This is a genomic window from Nitrospira sp. M1, assembly GCF_965152605.1.
In genome coordinates this window covers 2644040-2663940 of sequence record NZ_OZ224217.1, presented here as the reverse complement: position 1 = coordinate 2663940, position 19901 = coordinate 2644040, and the positions used below count along the sequence as shown (strand labels likewise).

General features: G+C 47.6%; 20 protein-coding genes. 16 read left to right on the top strand and 4 right to left on the bottom strand.

Translation table 11 applies throughout. From position 1 onward, the window contains the following. The first annotated feature begins 43 nt into the window (after window positions 1–43). The 3 genes from ACWHX8_RS12195 to ACWHX8_RS12185 all read left to right on the top strand — a co-directional run bounded on the left by ACWHX8_RS12195 (window position 44) and on the right by ACWHX8_RS12185 (window position 1681). Window positions 44–337 (top strand): iron chaperone, encoded by a 294-nt coding sequence (locus ACWHX8_RS12195; RefSeq protein ID WP_447968402.1) that lies wholly within the window; start codon window positions 44–46, stop codon window positions 335–337. 57 nt (window positions 338–394) lie between these two features. Continuing rightward, window positions 395–1081: an SAM-dependent methyltransferase gene (locus ACWHX8_RS12190; RefSeq protein ID WP_447968401.1), complete on the top strand. Its 687-nt coding sequence runs from the start codon at window positions 395–397 to the stop codon at window positions 1079–1081. Window positions 1082–1240: 159 nt separating this feature from the next. After that, complete coding sequence (locus ACWHX8_RS12185; RefSeq protein ID WP_447968400.1) at window positions 1241–1681, top strand: hypothetical protein; 441 nt, start codon at window positions 1241–1243, stop codon at window positions 1679–1681. Here the strand turns inward: ACWHX8_RS12185 and ACWHX8_RS12180 are convergent. Next, window positions 1678–2016 (bottom strand): Rieske (2Fe-2S) protein, encoded by a 339-nt coding sequence (locus ACWHX8_RS12180; protein ID WP_447968399.1) that lies wholly within the window; start codon window positions 2014–2016, stop codon window positions 1678–1680. The genes ACWHX8_RS12185 and ACWHX8_RS12180 overlap by 4 nt on opposite strands. 180 nt (window positions 2017–2196) lie before the next feature. Between ACWHX8_RS12180 and ACWHX8_RS12175 the strand changes: the two genes are divergently transcribed. Next, a complete protein-coding gene (locus ACWHX8_RS12175) occupies window positions 2197–2727 on the top strand; it encodes an HNH endonuclease (protein WP_447968398.1) in 531 nt (176 codons plus the stop codon). A gap of 374 nt (window positions 2728–3101) precedes the next feature. Here ACWHX8_RS12175 and ACWHX8_RS12170 read toward each other — a convergent pair whose 3' ends face one another. Then, window positions 3102–3257 carry a hypothetical protein gene (locus tag ACWHX8_RS12170; protein WP_447968397.1) on the bottom strand — a complete coding sequence of 52 codons (156 nt, stop codon included), beginning with the start codon at window positions 3255–3257 and terminating at the stop codon, window positions 3102–3104. Between the two features lie 337 nt (window positions 3258–3594). Here ACWHX8_RS12170 and ACWHX8_RS12165 point away from each other — a divergent pair, with 337 nt between their 5' ends. After that, on the top strand, window positions 3595–4623 hold the full coding sequence (locus tag ACWHX8_RS12165) for a putative zinc-binding metallopeptidase (RefSeq protein ID WP_447968396.1): 1029 nt from the start codon (window positions 3595–3597) through the stop codon (window positions 4621–4623). Then, window positions 4620–5642, top strand: coding sequence for a D-alanine--D-alanine ligase family protein (locus tag ACWHX8_RS12160; protein ID WP_447968395.1), 1023 nt, complete (start codon window positions 4620–4622; stop codon window positions 5640–5642). Before ACWHX8_RS12165 ends, ACWHX8_RS12160 begins: the two co-directional genes overlap by 4 nt. Window positions 5643–6013: 371 nt before the next feature. Here ACWHX8_RS12160 and ACWHX8_RS12155 read toward each other — a convergent pair whose 3' ends face one another. After that, window positions 6014–6364: a DsrE family protein gene (locus ACWHX8_RS12155; protein ID WP_447968394.1), complete on the bottom strand. Its 351-nt coding sequence runs from the start codon at window positions 6362–6364 to the stop codon at window positions 6014–6016. 183 nt (window positions 6365–6547) lie between these two features. On the opposite strand from ACWHX8_RS12155, the gene moaC reads away from it, so the two are divergent. The 8 genes from moaC to ACWHX8_RS12115 all read left to right on the top strand — a co-directional run bounded on the left by moaC (window position 6548) and on the right by ACWHX8_RS12115 (window position 14682). Continuing rightward, complete coding sequence (gene moaC, locus ACWHX8_RS12150; protein ID WP_447968393.1) at window positions 6548–7045, top strand: cyclic pyranopterin monophosphate synthase MoaC; 498 nt, start codon at window positions 6548–6550, stop codon at window positions 7043–7045. Window positions 7046–7072: 27 nt separating this feature from the next. Continuing rightward, window positions 7073–7351: a MoaD/ThiS family protein gene (locus tag ACWHX8_RS12145; protein ID WP_447968392.1), complete on the top strand. Its 279-nt coding sequence runs from the start codon at window positions 7073–7075 to the stop codon at window positions 7349–7351. 104 nt (window positions 7352–7455) lie between these two features. Further along, the gene (locus ACWHX8_RS12140; protein ID WP_447968391.1) at window positions 7456–7899 is read left to right on the top strand and encodes a molybdenum cofactor biosynthesis protein MoaE; all 444 of its coding nucleotides are present in this window, start codon (window positions 7456–7458) and stop codon (window positions 7897–7899) included. 75 nt (window positions 7900–7974) lie between these two features. Beyond that, the gene (moaA, locus tag ACWHX8_RS12135) at window positions 7975–9051 is read left to right on the top strand and encodes a GTP 3',8-cyclase MoaA (RefSeq protein ID WP_447968390.1); all 1077 of its coding nucleotides are present in this window, start codon (window positions 7975–7977) and stop codon (window positions 9049–9051) included. A 426-nt stretch (window positions 9052–9477) separates the two neighbouring features. Further along, window positions 9478–10317, top strand: a complete 840-nt coding sequence (accD, locus tag ACWHX8_RS12130; protein WP_447968389.1) for an acetyl-CoA carboxylase, carboxyltransferase subunit beta — start codon at window positions 9478–9480, stop codon at window positions 10315–10317. Window positions 10318–10438: 121 nt separating this feature from the next. Further along, a complete protein-coding gene (locus ACWHX8_RS12125) occupies window positions 10439–11719 on the top strand; it encodes a bifunctional folylpolyglutamate synthase/dihydrofolate synthase (RefSeq protein WP_447968388.1) in 1281 nt (426 codons plus the stop codon). A gap of 11 nt (window positions 11720–11730) precedes the next feature. Continuing rightward, window positions 11731–13998, top strand: coding sequence for an LPS-assembly protein LptD (locus tag ACWHX8_RS12120; protein ID WP_447968387.1), 2268 nt, complete (start codon window positions 11731–11733; stop codon window positions 13996–13998). 42 nt (window positions 13999–14040) lie between these two features. Further along, window positions 14041–14682, top strand: coding sequence for a hypothetical protein (locus tag ACWHX8_RS12115; RefSeq protein WP_447968386.1), 642 nt, complete (start codon window positions 14041–14043; stop codon window positions 14680–14682). Between the two features lie 90 nt (window positions 14683–14772). Here ACWHX8_RS12115 and ACWHX8_RS12110 read toward each other — a convergent pair whose 3' ends face one another. After that, a complete protein-coding gene (locus ACWHX8_RS12110) occupies window positions 14773–15141 on the bottom strand; it encodes a hypothetical protein (protein ID WP_447968385.1) in 369 nt (122 codons plus the stop codon). Between the two features lie 984 nt (window positions 15142–16125). On the opposite strand from ACWHX8_RS12110, the gene ACWHX8_RS12105 reads away from it, so the two are divergent. Together ACWHX8_RS12105 and ACWHX8_RS12100 are read left to right on the top strand one after the other, a co-directional pair. Beyond that, window positions 16126–17589: a sigma-54-dependent transcriptional regulator gene (locus tag ACWHX8_RS12105; RefSeq protein WP_447968384.1), complete on the top strand. Its 1464-nt coding sequence runs from the start codon at window positions 16126–16128 to the stop codon at window positions 17587–17589. A 254-nt stretch (window positions 17590–17843) separates the two neighbouring features. Next, window positions 17844–19889, top strand: coding sequence for a tetratricopeptide repeat protein (locus ACWHX8_RS12100; protein WP_447968383.1), 2046 nt, complete (start codon window positions 17844–17846; stop codon window positions 19887–19889). The last annotated feature ends 12 nt before the right edge of the window (window positions 19890–19901 follow it).

Below are 19901 nucleotides of genomic sequence, written 5' to 3'. Positions count from 1 at the left end.
GATGAGCTAGCGACAAGCTGTACCTCTCAAAAGACAGCAGCGTTTGCAGTCGTTACATGACATGATTCTTGAGCTGTACCCCGATGCGACCGTCGACATGACATACAAGATGCCGACGTATCGTGTGAGGGAGGGATGGGTTGCCATCGCGAATCAGAAAAACTATGTGGCACTGTACACGTGCGAGTCTCACCATATTGAAGCATTTAACAAGAAGTATCCCAACATCAATACCGGAAAGGGCTGTATCAGGTTTAAGGATCGTGACAGTCTACCGCTTTCAGATGTAAAGCCGGTTGTGAAACATGCCATCGAGCATCTGAAGCCACATTCCTAGATTCCCGCATCTGCTTTCGAGGCTTTTCTTTCCGTCCAACAAACGCTGAAAATGGTCATGAAGCTTGAACAAGTGGTGCCGTTTGGCCGTTCTCTTGGAGAATACCAGGCGATGTTTGATCTTTCACCCAATGACTTCTCGAAAAGAATTCTTGGGGTAGGCGATGGTCCGGCTAGCTTTAATGCCGAGATGACGGCATTAGGTCATGATGTCACGTCAGTCGATCCGCTGTATGGATTTACCGGGCAAGAGATTGAACGACAGTTTGATGCTGTCGTCGATGATATCATCGCGCAAGTCATGAGTACGCCCGGAGATTGGGTATGGAGCTACCATCAGTCTCCGCATGATCTTCGGCACAATCGAGTCACGGCACTTCAAACATTTCTTGCCGATTATGATCGCGGAAAAGAGCAGGGGCGATACACGATTGGAGAATTACCGTCTGTGTCGGCAAGTGTTGATCTTGGTTTTGAGTTGGCGTTATGTTCGCATTTGCTCTTTTTATATTCAGCGCAGTTTGATGCGCAGTTTCATGAAGCCGCATTACTGGATATGTTGGGTATTGCAGCCGAGGTGAGAGTGTTTCCGCTCCTGACGTTACGAGGCAAGCGGTCGGAATACGTTGAAGTCATAATGCGTCGACTTCAACGTGATGGGTATGCTGTTGGCATTCAACAAGTTGACTATGAACTGCAACGAGGCGGGAATGAGATGCTGTGGATACGGAACGAAGCGCAGTAAAGCAATGCGGGATCGTGAAGGTATTCTGCTATGCGTAGGAACCTACTGTACTGCACGATGCATTCAGTGGTAAGACGGCTTCGCGTTCTGATGAATGCGAAATTATTATGCGTAGGATCTTTACGGGCATGGTAGGCCCCTGATATAGAGAAGGTACGTATGGCCAAACCACTTCTTTTTTTTCTTGCACTTCTGGCAATGGGAGCACTCTGGGTCTATTCCACCCAGCCACCTCCAGGGGTTCCACTCCCTGATGATCCCAAGGCGCTTGAGGCTTTAGAGAGAGTCAAAACCCATGGGGCACGCGATTCGCCAACCATTCAGGAGGCTTTGAACAAAGTGATTCAAGACATCGAGCATCTCGGGCATCCGATTCGAGTGGGAGAATGGCGGGTGGCTATGGCCGGGGAAAAGGAAAAAGAGACCTATGTTGTGAGCCGGTTGATTCGCGAAAAAGGCGAAACGGGGTGGATTGAGCGAGACTTTGCCTGGCGGGTGAATTTACAAGAAAAATGGATAAAAGTCGTGACGTTAGCTGCAGGCAGCATCATGCCGCTTCATGAGCTGGCGCCCCTTCCGCATTCCGAAGAGATTTCTTAAGAGGCGTCCTGAGCGGAAGATGGCACGGACACCTGGATTTGGCCATTGACTTCGCGCACGTCATAGCTTGGGACTTTCCACGATTCAATGGGATTTTTCATGCAGGTTCCTGTTGGAATATCGAACTTCCATCCGTGCCACGGACACGAGACCTGATTGCCTTCGACCGTCCCTTCGCCTAATGGACCGCCAGCATGTGGACAGGTGTTGTCCAATGCATAGGTTTTCCCATCGACATTAAATAGTGCAAGGCTTACCTCCTTGAGCTCGACGGAACGGCAGGTTCCCGGCTCAAGGTCACCCTTTTGGGCCACTGTCACGAATTGTTTTTCCACGACCAGCTATTTCTTTTTCACGAATGATATGGAGGGCAGACAGTCTAGCAAGGGGGACATGTTGCTTCAAGTGTGAAAAGGCATCATATTGATTCCTTATACTTGTCGATGCTATAGGAATAGTAGGTTCAGTATTGGGTAAGTGATCGTTCTGCACTTTCATTTTTCATCCCAATGGAAATGACCTTACTTCTCAATGCGACCTACGAGCCGCTTCGGGTCGTAGGCTGGCAAAAAGCGATTACCTTGTTGTGGCAGGGCAAGGTGGAAGTCCTCGAATTTCACGAACGTGATGTCCGAGGCGTGTCCATCAGCTTTAAGCTTCCCTCTGTGATGCGCCTGTTGAAGATGGTGAAGTTACGAGGGAACTATCACGCTGTCAAATTTTCTCGCATCAATATTTTTACCCGCGATCAATACACCTGTCAGTATTGCTATAAACACTTTCGAACAGAAGAGCTCACCTTCGATCACGTGATGCCCATTGCGAAGGGTGGGAAGAAAACGTGGGAAAACATTGTGACGGCATGTTGGCGTTGTAATAATCGAAAGAGCGGACGATTACCGCATGAGGCTAATATGAAACTATTGAAAAAACCGGTCAAGCCACGATGGACACCTCGCCTTACCTTAATGATTGGTATTCGCAATGCGCCGGAAAGTTGGCGAGACTATCTCTATTGGAATATGGAATTAGATGCTGAGAGTTAACCGTTTCTGACAGTTCTGCCTGCCCCCCTCTTCGTGTTCCTCTTCATTTTTTTAGCTCAGTCGGTCACGTAAGATTAACATATTGCGTGCTTCATGTGTGACCGCATGTGTTTGTTGTTGTCGCAAGACAGACTCTTCCAGTCATAGCGCTGGACGACAGGCAAGGGTGAGTGAAGATAATTATTGATCAATGATGAGGATAGTGAGAGGTCGGTGTGGCTGAGGAAAGCCCGGTCACTGGGTTTTATCTCTTGATGAAACTGACACGCACATATGTCAGGAGATAAAACCCAGAATGACCAATTCCGTCGAAATCGATTGTCTCGGTGGACAGTTTAGTCGATGTGCATAGTCGCATTCGCTTGAGCAACGTATTAGGTCCGAACAAGAGGATTCGGTGCTTGCTCCGCCTGTTTTCGTCGGCCGCAGTTGATACAGACGAACACCATCAAGGCCATGCCGGCTTCCATGTCGACTTCACGATCTAAAATCATCGTGCCTTCACATTTCTCGCAACTTCGCATTGACATATCCCTTTCCTTGCAAACAAAAAACACATAAATGAATAATGAAAACTTCGTAAAAAATAAGGCCTGTGGTGCCTTACCTCGTGTGTCACGCTGTAAAATAAGGCCAAAGCTACCACAGTCGGGCTCTTTTATGCTAGCACAAGATTGTCGTAGCTTTGACGGCTTCACTATGGTCCGACAGGACGTTGCGTGGCGTCTGAGGTCATCTTTGGCCGTTCGTCAGTCAACATATTGAAAACGCATGGAAAATATATTTGTCTTGAAACCATTTCTGACATAACATATTTGTAATGGCGGCAAAAATTCTTGAAACACGGTGTGTTGGGTTGTCCGAACGATGAGCAACGGAAATCATGAACCGGAATGGATCAATTGGTCTGATGAGCAACTTCTTACATTGCGTCTCTGCGATCTCCGTGTTCAAATTAAAGGGACGCCTCTCGCTACATTGATCAAGCAGCTTCATCAGGAACTTGCAGCGAAACAGTTGCTGTTTCGTCCGCATTGTTGGTTGTCGGATGACTGGTATTGTCCTGATGGTATTCCCGGTATTGCCATTCCGTTTTATATGAGTCATCCTCGATTAGCCAAGTTAGAGCAGAGCCAGATGTTGGAAGTCGAAGGTGGGACGCCCGAGTGGGGTATGCGCATTCTTCGCCATGAAGCCGGGCATGCCATTGAAAATGCCTACCGGTTGCGACGCCGTCATCAACGACAACAGTTGTTTGGCAGTACTTCAAAGCCCTATCCAGACTGTTACCTCCCGAAGCCCTACAGTAAAAGTTTTGTATTACATCTTGATACATGGTATGCCCAGAGTCATCCGGATGAAGATTTTGCCGAGACATTTGCCGTGTGGTTGACGCCTGGTTCCGATTGGCGGGAACGGTATGTGGGATGGCCGGCCCTACGGAAATTGAAATACATGGACACGTTAATGACAGAACTGGCTGGCGTCAGTCCGCCAGTCGCCATTAAGCACCGACTCGATCCGCTTCCGGCGCTTCGGAAGACGCTTGGAGAGCATTACCAACAGAAGCGCGAGCGATATGGGCTGGACTATCCAAATTTTTATGACCGTGATGTGCAGCGATTGTTTTCCAATGCCAAGGAGTATCAACACTATCCGACGGCCGCGAGTTTTATTCGACGGTTTCGGAAAGAAATACGTCGGAAAGTGGCCGATTGGACTGGTGAATATCAATACACCATCGATCAAGTCTTGAAAGATATCATCGAACATTGTCGGGAGCGGCAATTGCGGCTGACTGTTCCGGAAGAACACGCCAAACTTGATTTCACGATTCTCGTAACTGTGCAAACGATGAATTATCTTCATGGCGGACAGCACCGAGTTGTACTATGAGAAAACTTCGCGTTCTCACCCTCATGCACGAAAACCTGGTTCCGCCCGTCAATCTGGAGGGAGTAGATTTAGCGACCGTGGAATGGAAAACCGAGTTTGACGTGATTACAACACTCCGGGACATGGGGCATGATGTGCGAGTCGTCGGAGTGCGGGATGAATTGGATGTTCTGCGAGAAGCGGTCGAGGATTTTAAGCCGCACATTGCGTTTAACTTACTCGAAGAGTTCAATGGATTTGGCGGGTTTGACCAAAATGTCGTGTCGTATCTCGAGTTGGTTGGTGTGCCGTATACCGGGTGCAATCCACGCGGAATGGTGCTCACGCGGGATAAAGGGTGGTCCAAGAAAATTCTGACGTATCACGGTATTCTGTGCCCGAAATTTGTGGTGTTTGCACTCGGTCGTTCAGTCAAGTGGACGGAGGAGATTCCATTTCCTGTCATTGTGAAATCAATATCCGAAGAAGCGTCATTGGGCATTTCTCAGGCCTCCATCGTAGAAGATGCCGAGAAGCTCGAAGAACGGGTGAAATTTATTCATGAGAGTATCGGAAGTAGTGCGATTGTCGAGCAGTTTATTGAAGGGCGGGAATTGTATGTTGGCGTACTCGGCAATAAACGATTGCAGGTCTTTCCGGTGTGGGAGCTGATCCTGAAAAATTTGCCGGACGATGTGCATCGCGTGGCGACGCAGCGGGTGAAATGGAGTGTGAAATATCAAAAGAAATACGATATTACCTCTCAGGAGGCGAAAGGGCTGACTAAGTCCATGGCCGGCAAGATTCAGCGGTTGGCCAAAAAAGCCTATCAAATTTTGGGATTGAATGGGTATGCCCGCTTAGATTTCCGTTTGGATAAAGACGGGAAGCTGTATTTCTTAGAAGCCAACCCAAATGCCCAAATTGCCTTTGGCGAAGATCTCGCTGAATCGGCCGAGCATGCAGGCATGTCCTACGAGCAACTGCTGCAACGTGTGCTGAATCTCGGTTTGCGATGGAAACCAGAAAATGTGCGGTAAATTGCCTGATCATCAGTCCATTCCATTACCTGTGTAATTATCTCAGGTGTTGTCGACACATTACTAATTTAGTATTTCGATTCCCTATGCAAGGCAATCGTGTTGCTACTTTTTTGCTGCTGGTAACTCTATTGATTATTGGTGCTGGTCTCTACATGGTGTCTGTAGACGAAGTAGTTCTTCGTAGCCGAACCTTAGATTATGGGGAAGCTCAACTTCCGGCTGGTTTAAAGATATTATTGGTTGGACCTTAGTCGTTGGTGGGGCTTACTTGGCTTGGCAAGCAGTGTCAGCAGATAAAGAGTCGAAAGTTTACCTTCCTTGATTCCTCCATTAGACGTCTTTTTGTATCTGAAGAATTGCCCCTCCCTTTAGTTAAATGCCAGAAAGCGGTCGCAGCCGGTGATGATATTTGAGAGTACGACGAGTCCGCAGAACGTCACTTCTTTGGGGTAGCCTTCGGTGGGTACCTTATGTTGTTGGCACCCATAGGCGCATACGAAGAATTTGGCTCCCGAGGAAGCGAGGTTGACGAGGGGAGGGTTGTTGAGATTTTTGACGCCTTCATCTATTAAATAGAGATACACATCCACGCCGGCTGCAAGGGCTTCTTCGCTCAGGCGAGTCACCGTGTGAGCATTAGCGTTTTCGGGGGGAGTTGAGAGTAGTATGCCGAGTTTTTTCCCTTGTAAGGAAAGGTCTGCAGGGAGTTCAAGTGCCATGAGGTCGTGTGTGGGGTAACCGTGAAGAAAAGTGTTAACTGATGAATTTACGTGGAACGCGATGAGGTGTCAAGGGTGTGTTGTTTGACTCTTGCTTGACGATGTTTTTACGTCACTTCTATAATGTGCTAGCTCAAATTTTCTCGTTAGGGCAGGGGGTTAAGGAAGTCGTAGGAGTATGCAATGGCTGAGTTGACGCACTTTAATGAAGCAGGACGTGCTCGCATGGTCGATGTGACGCAAAAGGCATTGACTGAACGAATTGCGACGGCCCAAGGGCACGTGTTTGTTCTGCCTGAAACGCTTAAGAAAATTCAAGAAGGTCAGATTGCCAAGGGCGATGTGTTAGCGGTGGCGCAAGTTGCTGGAGTGATGGCTGCGAAGCGAACACCGGACTTGATTCCAATGTGCCATCCTCTGTTACTGACCAATGTAGATATCGATTTTAAGGAAGAGCCTCAGCCCGATGTGTCTGGACGCTGTTCGATCTCCATTTTTGCGACCGTGAAAACAACTGGGGGAACCGGTGTGGAAATGGAAGCGATGACGGCGGTATCTGTCGCCGCTCTGACAATCTATGATATGTGTAAAGCCATTGATAAGGGAATGAGTTTTGGTGATATCTGTCTGCTTGCAAAGTCAGGCGGGAAGTCCGGGACGTATACTCGATCAAGTCAATAACGATACGAACGACTGCGTAACATCTTTATGCTTTCTATAAAATTATTCGGGATGGTCAAGACCTTAGCGCGGCAGCAGAAAGAGTTAACGCTTGAATTTGCTGACGGCCAAAAAGTTAAGGACCTTGTTGAGGTTTTGCAGGTGAAGTACCCAGAGATTGGGGACTTAGTTCTCACGAAAAAAGTTTTAATATCGGTGAATCATGAAATCTCTCATCCTGATACGGTGATTTCTACGGCTGATGAAGTGGCGCTCTTGCCTCCCTTCGCCGGTGGCTCCTTGAAGCGAATGCAAAAGGCAAAATGAAAAATGCAAAAGTATCAAGATAGAGCAATAGTTTTACAAAACAACTCTCGCGTTTTGTACTTTGCAATGTAAATCTTTCATTGCCCTGTGGAGGAATTTTCACGATGGCTGTCGAAACAAAAGAGTCGATGCTGGTTCGGGTGCAGGCTGAGGATTTTTCCGTTGATCAAGAAATTGACCGGGTGAAGGCTCGCTCAACTCGCATTGGGGGAATTGCCACATTCTTAGGGACTGCGCGTGATCGCTCGAAAGGTCGAGATGTCAGTCTTCTCACCTTTGAACATTATGAGGGTATGGCGCAAAAAACACTTCGTGATATTCGAGAGCGGGCGTTACACGACTTCGATGTGATAGAAGTGTTGATTCTTCATCGATATGGTGCCATGAACATTGGTGATAATATTGTGTTAATTGTTGTAGGAGCTGAGCATCGTGCCGATGCCTTTAAGGCGTGCGAATGGTGCATTGACGAATTGAAAAAAATTACCCCAATTTGGAAATTGGAAGAGACGCCGGAAGGCGAAGTCTGGGTGGAAGAACATCCATAAAGGCAAGAGCAAAATGCAAAGTGTTAAATGCAAAGTGTTAAATGCAAAATGAAAGATGATCAAGATTAGGTCAAGATGCGAGAGAAGACGACAAAGACAATGAATGCATACGAGTCAGAGCCTATGGTTTTAGATACGTTGGGGCGTCCTCTGCGAGCATTGCGTGTGTCAGTAACGGATCGATGCAACCTGCGCTGTCAGTATTGTATGCCCGAAGAAGAGTATGTCTGGCTGCCTCGGGAAACGCTGCTGACATTTGAAGAAGTTGTCCGTCTGACGAAGGTCTTTACCTCTTTGGGTGTCGACAAAGTGCGTATTACGGGTGGAGAACCGTTATTACGGAAAGATCTCCCGTCCTTGATTGCCTTGCTCCGCGAGAATTCCAAGATCAAGGACATTGCGCTCACGACGAATGGCATTCTCCTCAAGGATCAAGCGCAGTCTCTTTATGATGCGGGATTACATCGAGTTACCGTGAGTCTTGATACCTTACAGGCTGACCGGTTTAAAGCGCTGACCAAACGCAACACATTTTTACAGGTTCTTGAAGGCATCGATACGGTGAAGGCTCTTGGGTTTCAAGATTTAAAACTTGATACGGTGGCGATGAAAGGAATTAATGACGACGAATTGATCGACCTGATTGAATTCGGAAAAACGGTTGGTGGCGAAGTTCGGTTCATTGAATATATGGACGTTGGAGGCGCGACTGATTGGTCTGTCGATAAGGTGTTATCCTGTGCGAGTATTTTACAAATATTAAGTCATCATTACGGGCTCATTGAGCCAATCATTGAAGATTCCTGGGCTCCGGCCAAACGATTCCGGCTGCTTGATGGAACCACCTTTGGCGTTATCGCTTCGACGACGCTTCCGTTTTGTTCCACTTGTGATCGTAGCCGTCTCACGGCCGATGGTCTGTGGTACCTGTGTCTGTATGCCAAGACAGGCATCGATCTTCGGCAGCCGTTGCGTGACGGTGCGACCGAAGAAGAATTACGGGCGTTGCTTGTCTCAATCTGGAACGCTCGCACCGATCGCGGTGCAGAAGAACGCAAAGAGCTTGAACGCGTCGATACTCGTGGACGATTTGTTGAGATCGAACGTCTTCGGCAAGATCCTCATTTGGAAATGCATGCACGTGGTGGGTGAGAGCCACCCATTGCCTGCTCCCTTCTCTCCGTAGATATCTTCCTTCCTTGTTCATCCAACGTCTTTTTCAGTTGTATGTGAAGAAACTGCTCCGTCTTTTTCCTCTTGGTCGAACCACATGTGAAGGGTGAGACCGTGAGGACTCATAAATGCTGATGACAGATTGTTCTCTTTGTCACATGCATTTTTCAGCACACAAATTATTTGTTTCTTATATTCAGGTTGAGATATCTTTCTTGCTGGGACATTGGTCCTATGATAAGGTGCAGACTGCTGTGTGAATTCCCAATAGGTCAAGTGTGTGATTATTGTATGACTGTCGGTTGCATGCTCCGCAGGCGAGGCTGCGCGTCATGCATAGATATCGAATATTTCAGAATTATCAGGCCATTCTACTCGTTGAGTCTTGAGTGAGAAGGAGTCGTCATGGGGTGGTTTAAGCGCCAAAAATCGACAGAGGAGCAAGAGAAGTCTTCAAAAGCGATAGAGGGCATGTGGCTAAAATGTAATTTGTGCCGAGCCATTATCTATGCCAAGGAAGTTGAACGAAACCTGAAGGTCTGTCCGAAATGCGATTATCATTTTCCTCTATCAGTGGAAGAACGCATTGAGCTGTTAGTCGACCTTGGATCTTTTGAAGAATGGGACGCGGAATTGGTTCCTGAAGATCCCCTCACGTTTATCGATACGGTTTCCTATTCAGAGCGACTCTATACGGCGCAACAGAAAACCGGAAAACAAGAAGCTATTGTGGCGGGACGCTGTGCCATTGGAGGGCATGGTCTTGGCGTGGGAATTTTTGATTTTCGGTTTATGGGTGGAAGTATGGGGTCGGTCGTAGGCGAGAAAATCTGCCGTGCGATCGATCGTTCATTGGAGGCACGAATGCCATTTCTGTTGGTCACGACATCAGGAGGCGCTCGGATGCAGGAAGGCGCGCTTTCCCTGATGCAGATGGCCAAAACGGCTTCGGCTCTTGCTCGGTTTCATGAAGCCGGCCTCCCGTTCTTTGTGTTGTTAACCGACCCGACCTTTGGTGGGGTGACGGCAAGTGTGGCGATGCTCGGAGATATCATTTTAGCCGAACCCAAGGCGTTAATTGGATTTGCTGGACCTCGTGTGATTGAGCAAACGATTAAACAACGGTTGCCCGAAGGGTTTCAGCGTGCAGAGTTTCTCCTTGAGCACGGCATGGTTGATCGCATTGTGACTCGAAAAAATCTCAAGACAGAAATGCAAGTATTGTTACAGCATGTGATGGTGTAAGGCCCGACACTTTCGTGCTCGTGTTGTGATTCGCCATCGGCTTCTATGAATGTGCCAGCGAAGAATGCTCCCTCCACTCCAACTGTCTTGCTCTTGTTCAATAGCGATCTTGTGACGTGTCATGGACTATAAAGATACGACGGAATTTCTTTATCGTCTGCATCGACATGGGATTAAGCTTGGTCTCGAATCAATTCAATCTGCGTTAGGCCATCTCGGGAATCCTCAGCTTCGCTACCATACGCTCCATGTCGGAGGAACAAATGGGAAAGGTTCGACTGCGGCGATATTGGCGAACATTCTTCAATCCTCAGGATATCGAGTTGGTCTCTATACGTCACCTCACCTCGTTGACTTTCGAGAACGTATACGAGTCAACGAACGATTGATCTCAGAACGGCATGTGGTCGAACTGACACAACAATTTCAAGTTTCAATTCCCATCTCGCTCACATTTTTTGAATTTACAACGGCCATGGCATTTCAGTATTTTGCTGATGAATCGGTAGATGTTGCCGTCATCGAAGTCGGAATGGGTGGACGGTTCGATGCGACAAATGTCTTAACCCCACTTGGTGTCGTGATTACTTCTATTGCCCATGATCACGAATCATACCTTGGTTCATCACTTTCTGAAATTGCCTTTGAAAAAGCTGGAATTATTAAACCCAACATTCCAGTCATTGTCGGTGAGATGCCAACCGAAGCCGATGAGGTCATTCGAGACGTGGCGGCTTCTCGTCATGCTTCCTGCTATGGATTAGGATCGGCATTTCAAGTTGTGCCGGAATCGGTTGCGTGTTTTCAATATGATGGAATACAGACACGCTATGCGCATCTTGCCTGTTCTCTTCCTGGAACGCACCAAATGCATAATGCCGGTTGCGCCTTGGCATTGCTCGAGAGCATCGAACTGAAAGGATTCACCGTTCAAGAGGCCACCGTTCGATCAGCACTGTCCCAAGTGATGTGGCCGGGAAGGATAGAAACGCTAGAAGAGCGGCCGCGCTTGATTATTGATGGAGCGCATAATCCTGCCGCAGGCAAGGTTTTGGTTGATACCTTGATGCCTGTGCTTCATCAGAATGATGCTCGGTTCATTGTCGTGTTGGCCATGATGCACGATAAAGATTGCGCGAATTTTCTCCGTGTGCTGTGCCCGATCGTCGATCACTTGATTCTGACTGAAGTGTCTATGGCGCGAACGGCAACAGTCAGTGAGCTAAAGCAGGGTGTTCCGGAGGGGACCTTTACGCTTCATGAAGTTCCAGAGCTTATTGAGGCTGTGAACTTCGCTAAACAATTAGCAAAAACTTCTGATGTGATTTGTGCGACTGGTTCATTATTCTTGGCTGGTGAGGTCAGGCATCTCATACAGACGGGCCAATTGTCTTCATTGTGATGAGCAACTCTGTGAGATTCCGATTGAGGTCTTTTCGAACGTGTCTGTCCTGGATGGCGGTGTTGGTAAGCTTTTTCTTTTCTGCGCAGATTGAAGCGCAAGAGACATCTCTAGAAGGCGCACAATCACCGTCGTCTGTTTCGTCCACCACCTCCGCCTCTCCCACGTCTTCCACCTCCTCTCCTGTTGAGCTCACGGCAGACAAACTTGACTACGATCAAGTGACCGAAGTCTATGTTGCCGAAGGGTCGGTGGTCGTCATTCAAGGCCCCATTCGTCTGACGGCGGATCATGTCACGCTCCATAAACTTTCTGGCGATTTACTCGCCAAAGGGCATGTGTACCTTCGTGATCGGAATACGGATGTGTGGTCCGAGCAATTAGACTTAAATCTCAACACCGAAGCTGGAGTCATTACCGACGGGGATGTCTACATGCGAGAGAAAAACTCGTTTATCACCGGGCAACGACTTCGACGGTTTTCTGAAACGCACTATCGCGGTCAAGATGGATCATTTACCAACTGTGATGCAAAGGACGGGGAAGTCCCCGCATGGCGATTTACGTTTCAGGATATGGACTTTGACTGGGATGACAGTCTCTATGGCGAAGGCGTGTGGTTTAACATCAATGATGTGCCGATCATTCCGCTTCCAACATTTCGCTACCCGTTAGGAAGTAACCGCAAGACCGGGTTGTTGATTCCATCGGTAGGGATCGATAATGTGTTTGGCCTTCGCTATCGCCAGAGTTTCTTCTGGGCGATCAATCCGAGCCAGGACTTAACCGTGTCTCCGCTCATTCTCAGCAAGCGAGGAGGCGGGAGTGATTTTGAATATCGCTATATACTGAACCGGCAGTCTCAGGGGAGCTGGCTGGTCAGCACCTTATATGATACGGATCAAAGCCGGGGGCGGGCGGATATTAATGGAGTGCATATTCAGGAGGTGAATCCAGACCTTTCTGTGAAACTGTTGGTCAACTACTCTACTGACCGTTCGTTCTTGCAGGATTTGAGTAGTTCCGGGTTTCTCCGAGCCTTGCCTAGCCAGGCCTCCCTTCTGAATATTAATCAGCGATTGGACTATGGAAGCTTATATCTCTTGGGGCAATATCTTCAACCTTTGGGAAGCGGCGGAGCGACAACGTTTCAACGAGTTCCCCAGATTGGTCATATACTCCCGAGTTACTCACTATTCGGGAGTCCTCTGGCCGTGAGTATGGATTCCACCTTTGTCCACTTTTTTCGAGAAAAAGGGTTCCAAGTTAGTCGCATGGATTTTTTGCCTGGTGCATCATTGAACGGTCTTCATCTCGGAAATGTGTTAGGCATTAAGCCGCAGGTGAAATTTCGAGAAGTGGCCTATACCCGAGGGGTTACGTCGAAAAAAGTACAAAGTCGAGAGACCTTTTGGGCTGCGTTAGAAGCCTACTCGCATTTGAGCAAACGTTTCAGACTTGATGAGCAGACACGACTGCGTCATTCAATCGAACCGCGGGTCATCTATGAATTTGTTCCCCCAACTGATCAATCGGAGCTTGTGCTGATTGATGCCACGGATGATCTCATCAAAAAGAGTCTGGTGACGTATTCGTTGCAGTCCCGCTTAAGTGAACAAAGTATGACCGGAGGATCTGGGACGTGGCTTGACCTGTTGGTGGCGCAAAGTTATCACGTGGGTGACCCACCGGGTGAAGCTGAGTTATTTTCTGATATTTGGGGACGTGCGACATTCAATCGGCCTATCAGTTTTTCTCCAGTATTTTCTGATTTTCGGGCGTCGATCGATGCATTTTATGACCCTAACCGTAGGCGTTTTAGTCAATGGAATACCGATTTTCGGCTGCAAGCTTATGAAACTTGGTATGCTGAAGTGGGACAACGATATACTCGATCTGGTCCACGGGTGAGACGAGGTGACATTTGGACTCCAACGTCTTTTAACGAGGTTTTGGACGCACAGACAGGAATTTTCTTTTTAACTGCAGGCGGGGCTGTCCGACTTCCACTCGGGCTGTCTGTCGGTGCACGAGTCTATCGAGATGTTCGCCGAAACGAAAACTCCGAACTTGATATTGTTGGACTTTACCAGAATCCATGCCGTTGCTTTTCCTTTGGCTTGTATTACATTGAGTTTCCGGATCGAACGCAGTTTAATTTTATATTCAGCTTGACTGGGCTTTGGGCTGGGACTGGAATTGGCCAGACGTTAATGGAAACAATCTTGGGGCCATTATTTATTAGTGACAATAAAGGTGTGCCATGGTCTTCTCAGTAATCTGGTTCTCGTGTTCTGAAATGATAAGTATGGAGACAACGCGTGCGTAAACAAATTGTTCTGGGGGTAGTCGTCTGTCTAGGTATTGCCTTGGCGCTTTCTGGTGCCAATGTCTGGGCTCAAGAGCGCATTACGGATCAAGTGGAAGTGACGGTCAGCAAGGGGCGAGTCTTAGGTGTTCACCGTGGGGAAGGCATCGCCAGAATTCCTTTGGCTTCAGGGGAAGAGATTGTGAATCTTCAAGCAAAAGGGATTACGGGTTTTGTTCAGACATCATTGCGGTTGCTCGGATATTCTGGTGCGTTACAGCGTTGGAGCACACAAGAATTAGAAGTGTCTGAACACGTAGTGAAATCATATGTGACTCCACGATTGATTCTGGTCGTGGGTGAACAGCGTATTTATGGATTTCAGGGAGAAGTTGGTCGGTGGAAGGTTCTGGCGTTACGTCCTCGAGAAACGCTTCGTCAAGTTCTTGTGAGAGATCATGTCGCCGTATTGGTTACTGCCAATCAAGTCTTAGGATTTTCTGCATTCACCGGTGGATTCTTCTCTAAAGATCTGCCTCTTTCACAAGAGATTGTCTCAAGCCGAGCCAACGATAATATCGTTATTCTACAATTGAATGACCGGCAATTACTCTTTAGGTCAGGGCTTGCAATTTGGGCAGAGCTTCGAGAGTGACGAAGAAGGCAAAATCAAAATGAAAACTGAGATGTGCGTCGTTCTTACTCCGACACTTTGCACTTTTCATTTTGCAATTGTCTTTAGCTATTAGTTAGAAGAGAGCGTGTTTGAGGTGACACTGTTTTGCGTGAGTCCTGGATAATCAACGCCGATAGGGTTGGTTGAGCAATGGGCCCCCCACCATTCTACGACTTCATGTAAAAAGGGGTCTTCGGGCCCCGTGGCGAAGAGGTGTCCGTAGAGATAGCCAGTTTTCGTATCAAACAATATGAAAATTGGCATTGATGTTTTCTCGGGCACCATAATCTCCTTCGAATTATCAGAAATGAAGCGCATTTCAGGATTTTTCCTGAGGTCTATCAATCCTTTCGGTTGATCCTCCTGACATCTTGAGTATTCTGATGCCGCAAGGCAGCCAAATTGTCGGAAGATACAGAGCGCGAGCGTCTTACCCATGTTCTCCCCCTATCAAAGTGATGGACTTGAGGAATTTTCTGTTTAGAATGAGAATAGCGAATCCACATGCACAGTAATATGCTTGAACACGGTAGTTGGATAACAGAGAGCGTTTGAAATACCATCTACATTGGAGTCAGATGCCGGTTGATGTGTTGATTCCAGGTGTTCAAGTGGACACGATAGTTGGATAACGGAGAGCGTTTGAAATACCATCTACATTGGAGTCAGATGCCGGTTGATGTGTTGATTCCAGGTGTTCAAGTGGACACGGTAGTTGGATAACAGAGAGCGTTTGAAATACCATCTACACTGGAGTCAGATGCCGGTTGATGTGTTGATTCCAGGTGTACAAGTGAACACGGTAGTTGGATAACAGAGAGCGTTTGAAATACCATCTACATTGGAGTCAGATGCCGGTTGATGTGTTGATTCCAGGTGTACAAGTGAACACGGTAGTTGGATAGCAGAGAGCGTTTGAAATACCACCTACATTGGAGTCTGGTGCCGGTTGATGCGTTGATTACAGGTGTTCAAGTGAACACGATAGTTGGATAACGGAGAGCGTTTGAAATACCGCCTACATTGGAGCCAGATGCCGATTGATGTGTTGACTACAGGTGTACAAGTGAACACGGTTGGTGTGTGCTGTATGGCTTCTGAGCAGCATCTTCTGTTGCCTTCCTATTTCAGTTGCGTTTTTTATTTCAGGTGTTCAAGTGGACACGGTTGTTGAGCGAACGAGATGGGCCTGACAGGCAATCATTATTGCGATCTGGTCGGCTACTTATATCTCGATTAGAGGACTTTCAAGGAGGTATCAAACGCTTCAAGAGGACGGAAATTCATTGAATCGGCTATAGATACGCCTTGGAATTCTAACCTTTGACTTGACCTTTGTTGCACAAATAATGTTAGCTATCAACCTATTCCTGTTGTTTTGTTTAAGTTTTTCTGTGAAAAGAGTTAAAACTAGGAGGGTTTATGGGCTCCTCTGACGCACATACGTCCACTCAAGGTCTCTCGCATGCACAGATCTTACTCGTTGAAGATGAAAAAGATGTTCGAGAAGCCCTCAGTGCACAACTTCAAGACGAAGGTCATCATGTTGTCGAGGCAGAGTCGGGAACGGAGGCATTTTCTTTGTTGCAACAATCCCCGTTCGATATTCTTCTGACTGATGTGATGGTCCCAGGTATCAATGGGATTGAACTCGTTGAACAGATTGCGGAACTGCCGACACAACCCGTGACTATCGTGATGACGGGCTTTGGATCTGTGGAGATGGCAGTGAAGGCGATTAAAGCTGGAGCCTTTGATTTCTTGCAGAAGCCGTTTTCCGTTGAAGTGCTCAGTGCGACAATCGAAAGCGCGCTACGCGTCCAATCGTTACGAAATGAAAATGTAGAGTTACGTCGAACGGTCAAAGGTCAATTTGGTTTAGGCAAGCTCATTAGTTCGAGCGAAGTGATGAAGGAAGTGTTTCGACTCATTGAATGTGTTGCGGATACGGATAGTACCGTATTGATATTGGGAGAAAGTGGAACCGGGAAGGAGCTGATTGCGCAAACGACGCACTTCCACAGCAACCGAAGAAAAGGGTGCTTGATTCCCGTCAATTGCGGTGCGATCCCGGAAGCGTTACTCGAGAGTGAACTATTTGGTCATGAAAAAGGTGCCTTTACCGGAGCGGTCGCCACACGGGTTGGACGATTTGAGTTGGCGGCCGGCGGAACGATTTTTCTTGATGAAATAGGGGATCTTAGCCCTCCCTTACAGGTGAAAATACTCCGTGTCTTACAAGAGAAAACATTTGAACGTGTGGGTGGAACCCGAACCTACAAAGCCGATGCGAGGGTGATTGCGGCGACCAATCAGGATTTAGAAGAATTGGTGGCCAATAAACAATTTCGTGAGGATCTCTACTATCGATTGAATGTCGTTCCTATCGTGGTTCCGCCGTTACGACACCGTTCGGAAGATATTCCGCTGTTGATTGAACATTTTATGAATATTTTTAATGAACGGCGATCGTCAAAATTAACGGGAATTTCCCCGGAGGCCATGACGTTGTTGTGCAACTATCAGTGGCCTGGAAATGTTCGTGAGCTGGGAAACATCATTGAGCGGATGGCCATCTTGAAACGAGATGGGCAAATAGATCTCTCAGATCTTCCTGAGAAAATCCGTTCCCCTCATGCTGTTCCTGCGTCGAATGTTTCAGCAGCGATTCCCGTGGGGGGCATCAATCTCTCATCGACAGTGGAAGAATTTGAAAACCGGTTAATTATTGAAGCACTTGAACGAACCAATTGGGTGAAAAGTAAAGCGGCTCAATTGCTCCACATCAATCGCACCACGCTTATTGAAAAACTCAAAAAGAAATCATTGGCAGAAATTGTAGCCAATCGAACTGGACGAGAGTCGAATCCAGCTCCCTCCATGTAATCTTCAGTGTTCTCACCACCTTTCCGCAGTATCCATCTCAATCAAACGTTCATTCACTGAAAGACGATGTTTCTGACCTCTCCGTCAAGCAATTGACGGAATAACCTTCAATATCGCTCTTTGTGTCTTTCCTGTATTTGTGAATGTTTCCAATATGTTGTCTGTCTTCTTTTGCGTGAATGTTCTCCAAATCACTCTCGGTCTAGTTTTTGCTATTCACCTTGATACTGAAAAACTATCAAGGATGATTGTCTGTGTATTGGAGCATTATTGTCGCGAGTCTTGTTGTGTCGCCTATGTTGAGTTATGCCTCACCATGCTCGGAATTCGAATGGCACTATCCTTCTGAGATTGTCGAGCCGGAAATATTTCAAAAAGCTCAAGAGTCCATGATTCAGGGAGAACTTCCTGAGGCACGAGAGTATTTTCTCACATTTCTCCAGGAACAGCCTGAGGGAGTATTAGCGGAAGGTGCCTACTATGCCGTCGCGTCCTTACCCGATCCAGAGGATGCTCCGGATGCCAAAGTGTTGAAAATCATTGAACGTTTATTCGCACAACGTAAGGAACGGCCGCAGAGTCCTTATGCGCCTTGGGCGCTGTGCCGCGTGGGTGAACTCTTTGAGCAGATGGGATGGTCGGTGGAATCCAACGGTGTCTTCGAGGAGTTTTTGACTACGTATGCGGAGCATCCCTTGGCAGGAGGCGTGCTATTGAACGCCGGGATAAATTTCATGGAAGAAGGTAAATATATTGAAGCGTCACTTATATTTCGACGATTAGTTCAAAGTCCAAAATGGAGCCACTATCATCTTGCCGGAGCTCTGGGATTAGCCGATGCCACCGCTTTTTCGCATGCCTGGGATCAAGCCTACTATTGGTACCAGGTGGTCGATGTCGAGAAGCCTGAACTCATTCGGGCATCGGCGGCTTCTGCCTATTATTATGGATTAAGTACTGATCAACGTGGGAACCCAGGAGAGGCCATACAGTGGTATCTCACGACGTATAATCTTCATCCAGGGACAATCGAGGCCGGAAATGCGTTAAATGAGATTGGTCAATATCTGCTTGAACAGGGTCATGAAATGGCGGCGCTGTGGTTTTTTCAAGAGGCCTCGCTTCGGTATCAACAGCTTGAACCAGGTCGTCGAGGTCTCGCGTCGTTAACACGATGGGTTATTGCTTCCCTAGGCGCCGAACATTCTCAAGAATCTTGGAAAGCCTTATATGATCGATTGAATGAGCTTGAGATCTATTTGTCAGTATCGTGGGATGGGGTTGTCGAGTCCTCCAGAGTGTTAGCGCAAGCTCCTGAGGTCGACGTGGCCGATGAAGCGCAATACTGGTTGGCAACGGGATACCAAGAAATTGGAGATACATCCGGAGCATTGGCAGCATTCACGCAATTGCTGCTCGTTGGTCAGACGGAACCCTGGAAAACGAAATCCCAAAAAATCCTGAGTCGCACAGTATCGCAAGCCTTTCAGGCGCATTACCAGCAACAGCAATGGGTCGAACTCATTCAATATTATGAACAACAACACATGATCGTTCGCGCGCTTCCTCAAAATCTTGACTGGATGAAGATGTTAGCAGAATCCTATCGTCACATTGGACTCGCAAGAGAGGCGAAGAAGTGGTACGACATGATGCTGACGCATAATCCAGACAACAAACTGAAGGAGCAGATTCTTTCGAGTCAAGTCATCGTGGCTCATGAACTGGGTGAGTCTGATCTGATTCGTCAAGCAGCAAAGAGGTATACACAGGCATATCCCAAAGGCCACTTACACGATGATATTTTGTTGATTCTTGGAGATTTGGACGTGGATGAACAAGGCTTCCAAGAAGCTGTCACGCGGTTCAGCCGAGTGATTGAACATGGCACGGACGGTCAGAAGCGCGCGATTGCGCGAAGTCAACGGGCTCGAGCTTACGCGGCGTTAGAGCAATATGATTTAGCCATTCAAGACTATCGTCATCTGCTTGATCATGAATCTGCATCAACTGGTACACGATTATCCTTCGCAGACCTTTTGTATGAACAGAAACGCTACGCCGAGGCTGAGCCCCTGTATCAAGGCATTGCTGAGTCGGAGACGGTGGCCGAAGCCAAAGCCTGGGCGCAGTTCCGATTGGCTTTATGTTTTCAACAAACAGGAAAACAGGATGCCGCTATTACACTCTTGGATCGTCTTCGGCAACCAGGTCAAGATGTGAAAGAGTTAGAAACGACAATTCAAGCTGCAGCGTCGGCTGTCCTTGATGAATATTATCGCACCAGCAAGGCTTCCTAGATGACGACCTAT